Source organism: Gluconacetobacter liquefaciens, assembly GCF_003350405.1.
Taxonomy (GTDB): domain Bacteria; phylum Pseudomonadota; class Alphaproteobacteria; order Acetobacterales; family Acetobacteraceae; genus Gluconacetobacter; species Gluconacetobacter liquefaciens.
In genome coordinates this window covers 340,728-355,840 of record NZ_QQAW01000002.1, presented here as the reverse complement: position 1 = coordinate 355,840, position 15,113 = coordinate 340,728, and the positions used below count along the sequence as shown (strand labels likewise).

Below are 15,113 nucleotides of genomic sequence, written 5' to 3'. Positions count from 1 at the left end.
GCAAATCGGCCGGAAGGGACCATATTCCACGTAGGCGCCCTTTTTCGCACCTTGCTCAAAACCGACTATAACGGTACTTATCGCCCCCAGAAACCGGTCCTGTACGGTATATCTCGCAGCATATGGCCGCAGATCATCACCAGATATCGTTATGACCATGACCGGCACGCGAAAGGGAATGTGGCATCTTGGACCCCGCCAATGGCAGCACAATCGCCGGGCCCGGCGATGGCAAGCTGACTGACGGAACCGCCGCGCGCGGCAAGTTCCCATCCCTTTCGCGCGGCATCGCCTCTGCAACCAGTTTGCTGCGCGGCGGCAACCTGAATGCCATTTCCTGGCGTTCCCTCATCCCCGGCACGGATATCGGCCTGGCGGTCGGCGTCCTGCTGCTCCTGTCCATTCTCATCGTCCCGCTGCCGACCTTCATCCTCGATATGGGGCTGTCGCTGTCGATCACCGCCTCGGCCCTGGTTCTCATGGTATCGCTGTTTCTGGCGAAACCGGTCGAGTTCACCTCGTTTCCCACACTCCTCCTGCTGACCACACTCCTCCGGCTGGCACTCGAAATTGCGACCACACGCCTGATCCTCAGCCACGGCAACGAAGGTGCCTATGCCGCCGGCCATGTGGTGGCCGCATTCGGTGGCTTCCTGATGGGTGGGGATGTCGTCATCGGCGGGATCGTGTTCTGCATCCTCCTGGTGGTGAATTTCATGGTCATCACCAAGGGCTCGGGCCGCATCGCCGAAGTCGCGGCGCGCTTCTTCCTCGACGCCATGCCGGGCAAGCAGATGGCGATCGACGCCGAACTGGCCTCGGGCGCGATCAACGACCGGACAGCACGCCTCAAGCGCAAGGAACTGGAAGAGGAAAGTTCATTCTACGGCGCCATGGACGGTGCCGCCAAATTCGTGCGCGGCGATGCGATCGCCGCGATCATCATCACGGGCATCAATATCGTCGGCGGCCTGGCCATCGGCGTGCTGCGTCACGGCATGCCCGTGAACGAAGCCGCGAACACCTTCACGACCCTGACCGTGGGCGATGGCCTCGTCTCGCAGATTCCCGCCCTTTTGGTTTCCACCGCCGCCGGCATCGTCGTCACGAAGGGCGGAACCGACGGGTCCGCCGACGTCACGCTGGTCCGTCAGTTGGGCGGCAATCCCAAGCCGATGGCCATGGCCGCAGTCCTGTCGGCCTGCTTTGCGCTGCTGCCCGGCCTGCCGGCCTTTCCCTTCCTCACCATTGCCGCCTTGGCCGGTGCGGGAGCCTGGTTTCGCCACAAGACCCCCACCACGGACAGCGACGGCGACATTACCGAAACCGCCCCCACCCCGGCGACGACACCGATTTCCGACGTCCTCAAGCTCGACCTGCTGCGCCTCGAACTCGGCTTCGGCCTGCTGCCGCTGACAAGCGGCGAGAACTCCCAGCTGACCGAGCAAATCAAGGCGCTGCGCAGAGCGATCGCAACCGAAATGGGCTTCGTGACACCGCCCATCCGGATCCAGGACAACATCCTGCTTCCATCCGAGAAATACGTCATCAAGCTCAAAGAGATCGAGATCGGATCGGGCGAGGCGAAGCCCGGCAAGCTCATGGCCATGAGCCCGTCCGGCGGCACCCCGCCCCTGGCCGGCGACAAGGCGATCGAACCTGCATTCGGCCTGCCGGCGGTATGGATCGATCCGTCCCTGAAAACCAAGGCCATCGCCTTGAAATGCACCGTGGTCGACCCCGCCAGCGTCGTCGTGACGCATCTCAGCGAACTGGTCAGGCAGAACCTGCCAGACCTCCTGACCTATGTCGCCACCCAGTCGCTGCTCGACGATCTGCCTCGCGAGCAGCAGAAGCTCGTCAACGATCTGATCCCGTCCCAGGTGACACTGAGCACCGTGCAGCGCGTCCTGCAGTCGCTGCTGGCCGAACGCATTTCGATCCGCGACCTTCCGACCATCCTGGAGAGCATCCAGGAAGGCAGCGGCCTCGGCCTGCGTGGCATACAGAACCTGACCAGCCATGTGCGCGTCCGTCTGTCCCGACAGATCTGCAGCACGCTGGAAGGGCCAGCCGGCTATATTCCGATGGTCACGCTGTCCCCGGAATGGGAGGCGGAATTCATAAACCACATCACCGGACAAGGCGAGGAGCGGCGCCTCGCCATGCCGCCTTCGCTGCTGAATCGTTTCGTCACGCGACTACGCGACGTCTTCAACACCCTCTCGTCCAGCGGCGAAGTGCCCGTCATCGTCGTCTCGACACCAGTCCGCGACTCCATGCGCTCGATCGTGGAGCGCGTCCGACCGAACGTGTCGGTCCTCTCACAATCTGAAATATATCCCCGCGCCCGCATCAAGACGATTGCAACGATTACCTGAAATCCAGAAGAAAAAACTATAGCATATCTCTATTCCCATGGAACTGCAGGTAAAGAGAGGGTTCACCCGACCAGATCCACCCTCTTTCCTGCTTCCGGAAGAATGACCCTATGGTCATGGCCGACAGAAGCTTCTATACGGGTTGGATAAAATCTTGATCGCGTCTTCCGCGTCATGGCTGGATATGAAGGATCGGGCCGATGTCCATCTCGAGCGTCTCTCCGATTGCGACATATGTTTCCGCCATCAAGAACGAAACGACGGCGGCGGAAACCTACGCAAAGGTCGACAGCACGACCAAGCGCGAAGTCGCGGCCTTCGAGAAGGACGCCGCGTCCATTACGTCGGCTGACGGGCTGCTGAAAAATTATTCGGCCTTGCAAGTGGTGCTCGGCGCTTACGGTCTCAGCTCCCTTTCCGGCCAGACGGCCGTGATCAAAGACCTGCTGACGCAGGACCCGACATCCTCCACATCCCTCGCCAAATCATCAGGCAATGCGGCATGGCTGGCCTTTGCCGATGCCTTCAAGACCTGGGGTCAGAACAAGGGCTCATCAACGGTATCGCCCTTCCTGACCGACGCGACCTCCGACGTCCTCAGCACGACCTATACGGCGACCAAGACCCTTTCGGTCAGTTCCATCCTTCCTTCCGCCAGCGCAACAGGCCAGACTTACACCACGGCGCCCGTCACAACCTACGATGCGAATTCGGACGCCCACCAGGTGGCCCTCAAATGGACCCAGGATTCCAGCAACCCCCTGTCCTGGACCGTCAGCGCCTATGATGCCGACGGCAATGCAACGATCGATACGAATGCCTATCAGGTCGTCTTCAATGAAGACGGCACCCTGGCGTCCGCCACCGACATGTCGACCGGCGAGGCGGTGTCGACCGACGATGCGGGCACCATCGCGCTGCCGATCAGCCTGAGCATTGTGCAGTCCGATGGAACCAGCATACAGCAATCCATCAATCTGGATCTCGGAACACCGGGCGGAAAAAGCGGCGTCACCATGGCGCCGGTGAGCCCGTACACCACCAGCACCGCCAGCCCAAGCCAGATCGTCAGCCTGACGTCCTCAGCCGACTCCAGCACCACCCTGACCCTTCCGTCCATTACCCTCGGCACCACATCGGGAACGAACCAGACATACGTCACGGCCCCGTTCGACCCGAACGAGGCAACGGACGACGCAAACGGTACCAGTGCCGCCAACCGGACCACCCTGTCCGTCAAATGGGTACAGGACACGTCCTCGCCCTCTACCTGGCAGGCTTATATCATCGATCCCTACGGCACCCAGGTCACCAGTACGACCTTTACCACCTCGTTCGACAACACGGGGAATGTGATGCAGGTCAACGGCCAGTATTCGCACGACATTCCCGCCCTGCAGGCGAAGGTCAACGGCGTTACGTACACCGTCAATGTCCAACCGCCGAAGCTCTCGACGTCATCACTGACCCAGGATTCGACCCTGACAAGCGACAGCACGGTCGCCAGCACCGTAACGGGGGTCAATATCAACACGGCCGTCTCGCAATTCGAACTGACTCAGTACGAAAACAGCGACGACATGCAGGATAACGGCGTGGGTAACGCGCTCTACTTCACACGCAAGATGACCGGCGTCACCACCCTGGCGCAGTTGATGTCCGATCCCACATTGCTGAAAGTCGCTGAAACGGTCGCGGGCTACGATCCCTCGACATTCGGAACCCTGGATTACGACCAGCAGGTCCGGATGCTGAAGGACAAGGTGGATTTCAGCAAGCTCTCGACCCCGCAGCAGATCCAGCAATATGCCGAGCGCTACCTGGCCATGCTCCAGATCAACCCGCAGACACCGGACAAACCGGCAACCATGATGGATCTGTACGGTGGCGGCTCGAGCGCTGAAGGCATCGCCGCACTGTTTGGCGTCAACACGTCCTCCTCGAGCTGAAATCCTGATTCCAGCTTGTTTTAAAGGGTTGGTTGCAGGCGCAACCTGCCTGACTGGGTGAGCGCAGCATGCAGCCTGCCGAAACAAACAGCGAAACCGATCGAGCATCGCAGGACGACGCGCTTGCCAGCGGGATGGTCCATACCCTCGATGCGCTCCGCAAGGCCGTGGCCGGCCCGTTTCACGATGTTCCCGTAGGCGTGCTGGAGGGGCGCGTGACGGGCCTGACCGGCCTGTCCGTCTCCCTCAGCGGCATGCGCGACTTCACCGGCGTTGGAGACCGGGTCAGCATTATCGGACTGGACGGACGCGAGACAGAGGCGGAAATCGTGGCGTTCCGGGGAGATACGGCCATCGCCATGCCGTTCGGAGCCCCGGCGGGCATAGGGTCGGGCTGCCGCGCGATGTTCCGGCTTTATGATCAGGAACAGAGGCGGCGCCGGGCGGGCGGCACGCTGGCCGTCAATCCGTTGTGGCAAGGACGTGTCATCGACCCGATGGGGCGCCCCGTTGACGGCAAGGGGCCGCTTCCCCCGGGCGGGGAACCTTGTCGACTGCATGCCCCCCCTCCCGAAGCTGGCCTGCGGGCACGGCTGGGGCCACGCATCGACCTCGGTGTCCGGGTGCTCAACCTGTTCACGACCTGCCGCGAAGGACAGAGACTCGGCCTGTTCGCCGGCTCAGGCGTAGGAAAATCCACGTTGATGGGCATGCTGGCGCGCAATACCGACTGCGACGTGGCAGTCATCGCGCTTGTCGGCGAACGCGGCCGGGAAGTCCGGGAATTCGTGGAAGACGATCTAGGGCCTGAAGGGCTGGCCAAATCGGTCGTCGTGGTCGCCACCTCCGACACGTCCCCCCTCATGCGACGGGAAGCCGCCTATTCGGCCATGGCGGTAGCGGAATATTTCAGGGATCAAGGCAAATCAGTGCTGCTGCTCATGGACAGCGTCACCCGCTTTTGCCAGGCCTTGCGTGAAATCGGGCTGTCTTCCGGCGAACCTCCCGCGACCCGGGGCTATCCGCCCAGTGTCTTTGCGGAACTGCCGCGTCTGCTGGAGCGCGCAGGCCCGGGCCTTGCCGGGCCGGACGGCAAGGCCGGCCAGATCACGGCCATGTTCTCGGTGCTGGTCGAAGGCGACGACCACAACGAACCGGTCGCCGATGCGGTGCGCGGCATTCTCGACGGGCATGTCGTGCTGGAACGGCGGATCGCCGAGGCCGGGCGCTATCCGGCCGTCAACGTCCTCCGCTCTCTCTCGCGCACCGTTCCCGGATGCAACAGCGTGGAGGAAAACGCCCTGGCCCAGGAAGCACGAACCGATCTTGCGACCTGGGAAGATATCCAGGACATGGTTCGCCTGGGCGCCTATCGGGCAGGAAACGATCCGGTCACCGACAAGGCTATTCACGTCGCTCCCGTCATCGAAGGCATCCTGAAGCAGTCACGCCAGGAAAAGGCGACGATCGCCGCAAGCTTCGACGCACTGCGCGGCGCACTCTCGGCATCCCGCACATCGCGATGAATGCCCGCACACGCGCGTTACGCTCCCTGATCCGCCTCCACAAAACGAAGGTCGACCAGGCGAAGGCCGCCATGGTCGAAGCGCTGGCCAGCGAACATACCGCACGCATCCAATTGGAAAGCTGCCAGGCGACGATCGAAAGCGAACGTCAGGCCGCTATGTCCGAGCATGTATCGATGGACGATTTCCGTCGCTGGCTACCGTTCGGACAGGAGGCCGTCGAACGTGCCGAGAACACGCTGCACAGCGCCAGCCAGGCATCGGAACAGGCGCGCGAAGCCCTCATGCAGGCCAATGCTGCTCTGAAGGCGGCAACCTCGATCCTCGATCGGCGGATGGAAGAGGAAAAAGAGATCGCCACGAGGCGGGAACGGGCCGAAATCGACGACCTGTCACGACGGGTACGCATGATGCCAGGTTGACTTCCAATGTTCATGTATCATTCCGACAAGACGATCGTCGTTTTTATCCTGTTTCGTCCTTGAGTAAGTGCAATGCCCCGGCTATCGCTATTATCGGGGTCGGCGCGTAACCGTGCCTGATATCGATCCGATCATCCCCATGGACGTGAGCGACCAGGAAAGCGCATGGAACAGACAGAACAACAGACCGCAAAATTATTCATTGCGACGCCTTGTTTCGGCGGTCTGGTAACGCAGGAATACATGGAATCCATTATCGCCTGCACCGGCGTGATGCGGACTCCGATGACTCTTTCCCTGCTCGGCGACGACGCGATGATCAGCCGGGCGCGCAACACCCTGGTCCATCAGTTTTTCACACGGTCCGACGCCACGCATCTCCTTTTCATCGACGCCGATATCGGCTTCCCCGCAGAAGCGCCGGCGCGCCTTCTCGCGGCCGACAAGGACCTGATCGCGGGCATGTATCCGATCAAGGAACGGTTCTGGGATAAAGGCACTCAGGAAAACATCCTGCGCGGCGAACCCCAGGAATCGGCCTCCCTGCGCTATGTCGGCGAGACCGATGCCATGCACGAGACCTGGGAAAAAGGTCCGCTCATCCGGACACATTACGCCGGCACGGGGTTCATGATGATCAGCCGGAAGGCGATCGCCCGCATGATCAAGCATTATCCCGAAACCGCCTATCGCCGGATCGATACCGCGGGCAGCGGAGATGCCGGCCTGTATCACGCCCTGTTCGACGCCAGCATCGACCCGGAAACCGGCACCTATCTGAGCGAGGATTTCACGTTCTGCCGGCGCTGGCGCGAACTCGGTGGCGAAGTCTGGCTCGATACATCCATTGCCCTGACCCATGCCGGGCGCGCGGCCTATCGCGGAGATCCGTCCTGCCGCGTCGGCATGGTCCATCACAAGGCCCTGTAAGGTCACGGTAGTTCCACATGGCCAGAAACAACAAACCTCCCGTCATCATCAGGCGCAGCGGCGAGTCTTCCGACGAGCCGGGCCATCATGGCGGGGCGTGGAAAATCGCTTATGCCGACTTCATGACGGCGATGATGGCATTCTTTCTGGTCATGTGGCTCCTCAACGCAACAACGGACGAGCAACGCCGGGGCATCGCGCAATTCTTCAATCCCATGGCGGACAACAAGACTCTTGTGCCGCCGACGGATGGCGTGCTCGACTCCTCCCCATCCCCGCTCACGGCGGGGAAATCGTTGCAGATGATCAAGAACGATACGAGTTCGAACGCGCCACAATCCAGAAAGCTCGGCGCAGGACGCGGGCCTATCACGTCCATAGAAGGTGGCGCTCCTGACGACATCACCTACGGGATCAGGACAGCATTCGTCCCACGAACCCCCAGTGTCGTCCCGATTGGCGGACCGGACAGCGGCGGCGCCCAGCATACGGCCTATGTCGGCGCCGACGACGCAGCCGCCGAACAGGGCAAGATCGAACAGATGGCGTCCAATCTTCAGCAGGCAATCCAGAAAGACCCGACCCTTCACGACGCCACCTCCAACGTGGCGGTCAGTTTCGGCCGGAACGACATCCGGATCGAGCTTCGGGATGCCAGTAATACACCGATGTTCGATTCGGGATCGCCGGCCCCCAACAGCAAAGGCCGGCAGATGCTGGCCGAAATCGCCAAATGGCTCGCTCCGATGCCGGAACGCATTTCCATCATCGGCTATACCGATTCCGACATGTACCGCCCCGGCAAGAACTGGAGCATGTCCAACTGGACCCTCTCCGCGCTGCGGGCGGATTACGCCCGTGAGGCGTTGGTCAAGGCCGGCTATCCCGACACCAATATCCTCGACGTCTCGGGAAGAGCCGATCGTTCGCTGGCCGTTCCCGCAACCCCTTCGGCCCCAGCCAACAGGCGGGTCGTGATCGTCATGCACAAGATGTATGGGGATGGTGCCCCGCCCGTCCTTCCCTTGTCGGACAATCCCGCTGCGGTATCACCCGGACCCGAAGGAACGGCCGTGAAACAGCACGCATCCGAAGCGGCAAAGCCGAAATAACGCCCCTCCGCAGCCGCGAAGCGGGCACCAAAGACGTCGGTCCGACAGCCTGGGATCGAGAACACTGCATACCACTGCGACCGGCGCGTGCCGGCCAGCATATCTGGGTGAAACGGAGACAACTCAATGCTCTTCATCGGGGGCCTCGTCTTTGCGCTGCTCTGCGTCTTCGGCTCGTTCGTGGCCTCCGGGGGTGTCCTGGCCCCTCTGCTCGCCTCGATGCCTTTCGAGATGCTGACCATCATGGGTTCGGCGGCCGGCATCTTCGTGATGTCGAATTCCGCCGGAGCGCTCAAAAAACTGCTTCCCGACCTGAAATCGACGTTGAAAGGCCCCCGTTACGACAAGGCGGCCTATACCGAACTCCTGCTCACGCTGTTCCGGTTCATGCGTCTGGCCCATGCGAAGGGAAACATGGCGCTTGAAGAACATGTCGAAAATCCGGCCGAAAGCAGCATTTTCGCGCAATCGCCCGCCATCCGCGACGATCTCGAAACCCGCAATCTGATCTGTGACTATCTGCGGCTGATCAGCCTCAACATGGACGATGCCTACCAGCTTGACGAAGTCATGGCCCGCGAGTTGAAAAAGAACCTGACGGCGAAGCTGCATACTGCCGAGTGCCTGACGAGCATCGCGGATGCCCTGCCGGCACTGGGCATCGTGGCCGCAGTCCTGGGCGTCATCAAGACGATGTCCTCGATCAGCAAGCCGCCAGCCGTTCTGGGTGAAATGATCGCCGGCGCCCTCGTCGGCACCTTTCTCGGCGTGCTGCTGTCTTACGGCGTCGTAGCGCCTCTCGCAGCCCGGATGCGCGATGTGATAACCCAGGACGGTCGTTATCAGGACATCATCCGGATTGTCTTCGTGGCGCATCTTCAAGGCAACCCGCCTCAGGTCAGTGCCGAAATCGGGCGCAAGGACATTCCGCCCGCTTTTATGCCTTCGTTTACTGAGCTCGATACGGCATTATCCGTGTCGCAGCCCACCATGGCTGCCGCGGCCTGACGGAGCGGAATGACGACAGGGAATACGGTACGTCCGATGGGCATTACGATGTCAAAAGTTTCGACGAAAACGGATCAGGCGCTCGCCTCTTCGTCAGCCGGTTCGCCGCTCCCTGTCTCTTCTGGCTCCGCCACCTCCGGGGCGGCGACATCCCGGTCCCGGACGACACGGCGCCCCTCCAACGGGCAGGCCTCCTTCAGTGCCCACCTGAAGAACGCACAAGACGAACATGCTGGCGGATCGCAGGACCATGCGGGCGCCCATGAGACGGCTGCCCACGCCCCCCAGACGACATCGAAGGGCCCGGCCGACAATCGGGCCGGGCAAAACACGGCACAGACCACCGACCTGCCGGCAGCCACGGTTACGACCGCGCTGTCCTCACAAATTACCAAGACAACGGATACCGCACCCGATCAATCCACGGCCAGTCAGGCGAAAAAGGTCAAATCCGATCCGGACACAGCGACCGACACCGCCACGACATCCGATCTGACGTCTCAGAACCAGAGCCTGCTGACAGACATCCTGTCTCAGACCCTCGGACTGCAGCAGAACCTTCCTCCTTCGTCATCGCAGCCACAGGGGCCGGCCAACCAGACAGACGCCGCCATCTCCGTACCCCCGTCGTCTCAGTCGCCCTCTGCTCCCGCACAGATCGCCGCAAGCCAGCAGACCCCGGTATCCATGTCCGAGCCGCAAGTCGCACTCGCGACTCCGTCCGACACTGCAATGACCGATCCGAATTCCTTCGCCGCTATCCTGGCCCAGGTTCCGGACAACCAGCAGGCCACGACCACCGCCTCTCAGTCTGCAGCGACGTCCTCTGCGGCAACCACCCAGAGCAATCCCACAACCGCGTCGACGCAGAGCATGGCACGCGCGGCTGGCCAGGCCGCCTCCACGCAGTTACCGGCCACCCCACAGATCCTGGTCTCCACCTCATCGCAAACAATGGTGTCAACCGCTCAGAACAGCAGGATGGCCACATCGACGCAGACGCAGAACGGCAACGCGCAGATCCTGGCCAGCACTGCGCTCCAGCCCGCTACAACCACGTCGGCAACCGCCATCCGGAACAGCACCACGGCCACGCAGACGCCCGACAACCCGCAGACCCTGGCCAACGCCGCGCCCCAGTCCAATACAGCCACGTCGGCAGCAGCCCCCCAGGACAGCACCACGGCCGCGCAGACGCCCGACGACCCGCAGACCCTGACCAACGCCGCGCCCCAGTCCAATACAGCTACGTCGGCAACCGCCATCCTGAATAGCACCACGCCAACACCGGACAGCCCGCAAACCCTAGCCAACGCCGCGCCCCAGTCCACTACAGTCACGCCGGCAGCTGCCCCCCTGAATAGTACCACGCCAACGCCGGACAGCCCGCAGTTCCTGACCGCTACCACCTCTCCCGCAGGGCAATCGGCGCTCCCGGCCTCTGCAACTACGGCAAACGACCGCAGCCATGCATCGCATGACACGTCTTCCATCCAGAAAGACAGTGCGACCGTCGCCACGGCATCCGCGACCAGCGAATCGTCCTCGCCGCTCCGGCAATCCGCCTCAGCGAATCAGAACACTCAGCGCCGCAGCCCCGCATTGGCCGCGCTATCACTTTCGCCTGACGATGCGACAGCTCCGGTCTCCAGCCTCACGCCTCTTCCCGACGGCTCGGACGGCCCTGCCACACAATCAGGCGGACATAGCGGCACGCATGGAGAATCCGCCTCCGCCGAGGACAATCGCGACGAAGCGAACGCCCAGACTGCCTCGTGGACAACCACCGGCCTCAATCTGCCCCTTAGCCTCACGCCGTCCGGTGCCTTTGTAACCGCGCTGAACGATACGGGGTCGGCACCCCAGGGGGACTTCACCTCGAAAGAGACTGGTACGTCGCGTGAAACGGACGGCAAGACGATAGCTTCCCCGCTTACGGTACAATCCGATGACGGATCGACATCTCTTTCCATGACCATCATGACCGACGATTCCACTCCAGTGCATGTGCGTCTCGAAGGTACAGATGGCCTGACAACCGGGGTCTTTCTTCAAAGCGAAGACGCAGGCACCGCACGCCACATGGCCGACAACAGACACGAACTCGTCGCGGCACTCAGCGCCGCCGGTGTGGATGTGAGCAACCTGAAAATTGACGTTGTCACCGCCAGCAGCAACAATGGCGATAATTTTCAGAACCAGAACCAAAACCAGAATGCCGACGGCACCGCATATAATGGCGGTTTTTCCGGCAACATGTCTGGCGGCAGCTCTGGGCAGAACGGTCAGCAATCGTACGGCAGCAGCGCCGGGAGCACCAATAGCATCGCGTCCGACCAGGGCGCAGGCAATCCCGAGACGCAAAGCGGCTCGCATTCCACAAGACCGTCCGGCCCCTATGCCGGGAGCGGCGTCAACATTACCGCATGACCCCAATGGCCGTCGCGGGGAGAAAGGGAACAGGCAAATGACGACGACATCGAGTGTCAGCAACGAGACCCAGCTTATTCAGGCAGCGGAAGCAGCCGCCAAGAGTGCCGCGAACACATCCGCTTCCAGCAGTTCGAGTTCAAGCAGCAGCGGCAGCACGACTTCGGCCCTGTCTTCTCTGGCGAATAACTACACCACCTTTCTGTCGCTCCTGACCACGCAGTTGCAGCATCAGGACCCGAGCAGCCCGATGAATACCGACACCTTCACGTCGGAACTCGCGCAGTTTGCCGGGGTAGAGCAGCAGGTCGAGACGAATTCGAAACTCTCCTCGCTGATCTCGCTGAACGAAAGCAGCCAGATGACCGACAGCACCGCGCTGGTCGGCCAGAAGGCAACCGCAAGCACGACGACGCTGCCGCTTCAGAACAGCTCCGCCTCGCTCAGCTTCTCCGGCACATCGGGCTCAACGGTCGCCATCGCAGTGGCCAATTCCGCCGGCACCATTGTCAAGGATGTCGTCGCAACCGCCGCCAGTGGCACCAACACCTGGACATGGGACGGCACCGACAATAACGGCAACCAACTAGCTGACGGCGCCTATAGCGTTTCGGTACAGACGATCAGTTCCACCGGGACCACATCCAGCGTTCCCTTCACCGTAACGGGAACCATCACCGGCGTCCAAAAAGGAGATTCCGATATGGAACTCGAAATGGGCAGCGCCACCATCCCGATGTCGAACGTAACCAACATCTCATCGGGCACCACAAGCAGCACCGGTTCAAGCAGCGCCAGTTCCTGAAAATGCGCCTCTTCCGGCATCATGCCCCGGAAGAGGCCCCCAGCCCGGACAATCCCGATCGCGAGGACGCATGACGTGCACCATGCGTCCGGGGGTGTTTTTTGAGCATTGGAACGGAAGCGCCTTGATGGCCGGCCCGTCACGAAGCGCACAGCATCGCCACCAGATCGACATCAGTGGGCCACTTTGAAACAGTCCCTCCAGATTCCGTTGCCGTGAACAGGCAATTTACAGGAAGCACGCGCCAGCCTATCGCCCGCGCGCGGCTCCGGGCAATCCAGCCATCAGACACATTCCGGCGTGCGTTGCCCCTGCCGCAAATTACACAAGATCCAACGTCGTCGACGACATGATGTTGATGCCGGACATGACCGGAATACAGGACTCCTTCGCGGGTTGTCCGGTCCGGCTTTCTACGGCATTCGCTCTCGCTCCCAGCGGAGCAAACGCCACCTCATTCAGCCGGTAGCCAATTCCCCACAGGGTGGTAAACGGCTCATCAATGCCGAAATTGCGCATTTTCTTACGTATCTTGCAGATCATGACATCGATAACCTTGCCATAGGGCTCACTTTCCCCGGCATAGAGGCTATCCAGAACCGTTTCCTTGCTCAGAACCTGCGTCTTGCGCAGGGCCAACAGTTCCACAAGGTCGTACTCTCTGCGCGTCAAGGGCACCGGCTTGGAATCGACATGAACTTCCCGTCTGTCGACACCAACCGTCAAGCGGCCGATATGCAGGGTCAGGCTGTCATGTCCGCTGACCCGCCTGACAATGGCGCGCAGTCGGGCCAGAAGCTCCGCGGGATCAACCGAAGCCAGCACACAATCATCGGCACCGATAGATAGCAGTTCGGCCACTTCCAATGGCGTTGACGTCAGGGCAATGACCATAACCGGCGTCGGCACCCGGCTGTTGCGGATATGACGCAGCAATTTCATATCGGGTGAAGCCTGCTGGATGACGACGATATCGTAATGCGACCGCCGCAATGTTTCCACGACTCCGGCAGAACCCGACATCGTTATCGAGACCGACCCATCCACCGCGGCCTTGGACAATCCCTCGTAGGGTCGACCATTTCCCCGAGTCGAATCTTCGCCAACGCAGAGTACGCGCATATCCACTTCCGCCTCAAATATATGGTCGCTTATCGCGAGGAAATATAGGACTATACTTGTCCTCTATCCAATTTTCTGCTGCTTCCGCCAGACAGCCACGTCTGTTCAATATCGGAACTAGGTGGTGTGTCCAAAAGTCCCCATATAGCGGCAAGTGTCAAGGCCGACACATCACGGCAGCACCGTTATCATCGGAAGAACACTACCCTGTCCCCAAGCCTTCACATACCTGCCACAGACAGCAACAACTGCACAGGCTCCGCAGCCTTGAACGATTATCGGCGGCACGCCCTGAACAGCAAAAAAGCATCTTGGCGAAGCCGCAGCCATCTCATAAACTGAAGGGAGCATAGTTCGGTTATACTATGAGATATGACTGAATCATTTCTGTAGCTTTCGCACCGCGTTTCCTCGAAACGAAAGCCGGGACGTGTAGCCGCATAACTGGATTGGGTCCGGGAAAGACGCACTTTGTCCGACAGGGAACGCTTATCAGGGATAATCTGCCTTATAGCCCCTCGTGGCTGGACCATATGACTGCCGCCCGGCACACCGGCGGATCGGGAATGTGAGGCATCTCGCGGCTGCGTTTTCAGCCGGAATTTATTTTGCTTTCTGGTTTTGAAGGATAACGAAATGGTTGACACCACGGCTGCCTCGCTTCTCGCGTCCAGCCTCCGCCAAGCGACCTCGACGGCCTCTCACGTCGCCTACCGCAGCGCGCGCCCCGCGCATGCCGCAGCGACTGGCGTCAATATAAGTTCCAGCGGCATTGATGGTTCGTCCTCGTCCATAAAGTTCGACGCCAGCGGCCAGATGGTGCCGACCGGCACGAAGAACAAGAAGGAATCCGCGACAGCCAGCGCCGTTGATCTCTTCGCCTGATCGATCGCCGCCGGCCGGCATATTCGCTGCCAGCATGGCTTTGCCGTATGACCGGCCTGCTGGCAGATGGAATCCGTCCGGCTTTGTTCTTCCCGATCGATCCACAGCGTCCCGTCTGACGACATGGCTACTCCAATCCTGTCTTCGCGGACATCTAGCGATAAGATCCGTTCAGAGACGATGACCTCGAGACAGCGGGGAAATACTCCCCGTCAGGATTAAAGACACGTGCCTTTCAGCCGACCTTCCCGCGTAAGACACCGTGTCACGCTTTCAGTCCTCGTATGTCTGTCCTGCTCCACCCTTCCGTCCGCCATGGCGGCAGATCCACATGCGACGGCCCACCGCCATACCGGACGAAACGCCGCCTCGTCTTCCAGCCCTCCCCCAGCACCTGCAGTTCCAGCCGCGAAGCCGACGCCCGATCCGTCGCAGGATGTCGAACTGCCCGATTCGATCCTGCTCAAGGGCTTGCCCTCCTCCTGGCGGGCAACGCTCATGGACCCTCCGCAGCCGCCAGCCGCGACACCTTCCACCGGACCA

11 protein-coding genes are annotated in these 15,113 nt (G+C 61.2%); 10 read left to right on the top strand and 1 reads right to left on the bottom strand.

What is annotated here, in order from left to right; genetic code table 11:
* The first annotated feature begins 305 nt into the window (after positions 1-305).
* From flhA to C7453_RS04820, 9 genes are all read left to right on the top strand, one after another.
* Positions 306-2,381: a flagellar biosynthesis protein FlhA gene (flhA, locus tag C7453_RS04865; RefSeq protein ID WP_170143143.1), complete on the top strand. Its 2,076-nt coding sequence runs from the start codon at positions 306-308 to the stop codon at positions 2,379-2,381.
* Positions 2,382-2,581: 200 nt separating this feature from the next.
* Entirely contained in the window at positions 2,582-4,330 is a 1,749-nt protein-coding gene (locus C7453_RS04860) for a DUF1217 domain-containing protein (protein ID WP_114726400.1), read from the top strand.
* Positions 4,331-4,464: 134 nt separating this feature from the next.
* Entirely contained in the window at positions 4,465-5,856 is a 1,392-nt protein-coding gene (fliI, locus tag C7453_RS04855) for a flagellar protein export ATPase FliI (RefSeq protein WP_114726670.1), read from the top strand.
* Positions 5,853-6,278, top strand: coding sequence for a flagellar export protein FliJ (locus tag C7453_RS04850; protein WP_114726399.1), 426 nt, complete (start codon positions 5,853-5,855; stop codon positions 6,276-6,278). Before fliI ends, C7453_RS04850 begins: the two co-directional genes overlap by 4 nt.
* Before the next feature lie 165 nt (positions 6,279-6,443).
* A complete protein-coding gene (locus C7453_RS04845; protein ID WP_114726398.1) occupies positions 6,444-7,208 on the top strand; it encodes a hypothetical protein in 765 nt (254 codons plus the stop codon).
* A gap of 17 nt (positions 7,209-7,225) precedes the next feature.
* Positions 7,226-8,320 (top strand): flagellar motor protein MotB, encoded by a 1,095-nt coding sequence (locus tag C7453_RS04840; protein WP_114726397.1) that lies wholly within the window; start codon positions 7,226-7,228, stop codon positions 8,318-8,320.
* A 126-nt stretch (positions 8,321-8,446) separates the two neighbouring features.
* Positions 8,447-9,328 carry a flagellar motor stator protein MotA gene (gene motA / locus C7453_RS04835; protein WP_114726396.1) on the top strand — a complete coding sequence of 294 codons (882 nt, stop codon included), beginning with the start codon at positions 8,447-8,449 and terminating at the stop codon, positions 9,326-9,328.
* A 36-nt stretch (positions 9,329-9,364) separates the two neighbouring features.
* Positions 9,365-11,758 carry a hypothetical protein gene (locus C7453_RS18665; protein ID WP_141288688.1) on the top strand — a complete coding sequence of 798 codons (2,394 nt, stop codon included), beginning with the start codon at positions 9,365-9,367 and terminating at the stop codon, positions 11,756-11,758.
* Positions 11,759-11,795: 37 nt separating this feature from the next.
* Positions 11,796-12,563: a flagellar hook assembly protein FlgD gene (locus C7453_RS04820; RefSeq protein ID WP_114726393.1), complete on the top strand. Its 768-nt coding sequence runs from the start codon at positions 11,796-11,798 to the stop codon at positions 12,561-12,563.
* A 321-nt stretch (positions 12,564-12,884) separates the two neighbouring features.
* Here the strand turns inward: C7453_RS04820 and C7453_RS04815 are convergent, their stop codons facing one another.
* Positions 12,885-13,685: a response regulator transcription factor gene (locus C7453_RS04815; protein WP_114726392.1), complete on the bottom strand. Its 801-nt coding sequence runs from the start codon at positions 13,683-13,685 to the stop codon at positions 12,885-12,887.
* Positions 13,686-14,321: 636 nt separating this feature from the next.
* On the opposite strand from C7453_RS04815, the gene C7453_RS18660 reads away from it, so the two are divergent.
* Complete coding sequence (locus C7453_RS18660) at positions 14,322-14,570, top strand: hypothetical protein (protein ID WP_141288686.1); 249 nt, start codon at positions 14,322-14,324, stop codon at positions 14,568-14,570.
* Positions 14,571-15,113 lie beyond the last annotated feature (543 nt).

Coding starts and splice junctions, on each gene's coding strand:
- fliI (WP_114726670.1), top strand. CDS start 4,465: ATGGTCCATACCCTCGATGCGCTCCGCAAGGCCGTGGCCGGCCCGTTT.
- C7453_RS04845 (WP_114726398.1), top strand. CDS start 6,444: ATGGAACAGACAGAACAACAGACCGCAAAATTATTCATTGCGACGCCT.
- C7453_RS04860 (WP_114726400.1), top strand. CDS start 2,582: ATGTCCATCTCGAGCGTCTCTCCGATTGCGACATATGTTTCCGCCATC.
- C7453_RS04840 (WP_114726397.1), top strand. CDS start 7,226: ATGGCCAGAAACAACAAACCTCCCGTCATCATCAGGCGCAGCGGCGAG.
- C7453_RS04850 (WP_114726399.1), top strand. CDS start 5,853: ATGAATGCCCGCACACGCGCGTTACGCTCCCTGATCCGCCTCCACAAA.
- C7453_RS18665 (WP_141288688.1), top strand. CDS start 9,365: ATGGGCATTACGATGTCAAAAGTTTCGACGAAAACGGATCAGGCGCTC.
- C7453_RS04815 (WP_114726392.1), bottom strand. CDS start 13,685: ATGCGCGTACTCTGCGTTGGCGAAGATTCGACTCGGGGAAATGGTCGA.
- C7453_RS04820 (WP_114726393.1), top strand. CDS start 11,796: ATGACGACGACATCGAGTGTCAGCAACGAGACCCAGCTTATTCAGGCA.
- C7453_RS18660 (WP_141288686.1), top strand. CDS start 14,322: ATGGTTGACACCACGGCTGCCTCGCTTCTCGCGTCCAGCCTCCGCCAA.
- motA (WP_114726396.1), top strand. CDS start 8,447: ATGCTCTTCATCGGGGGCCTCGTCTTTGCGCTGCTCTGCGTCTTCGGC.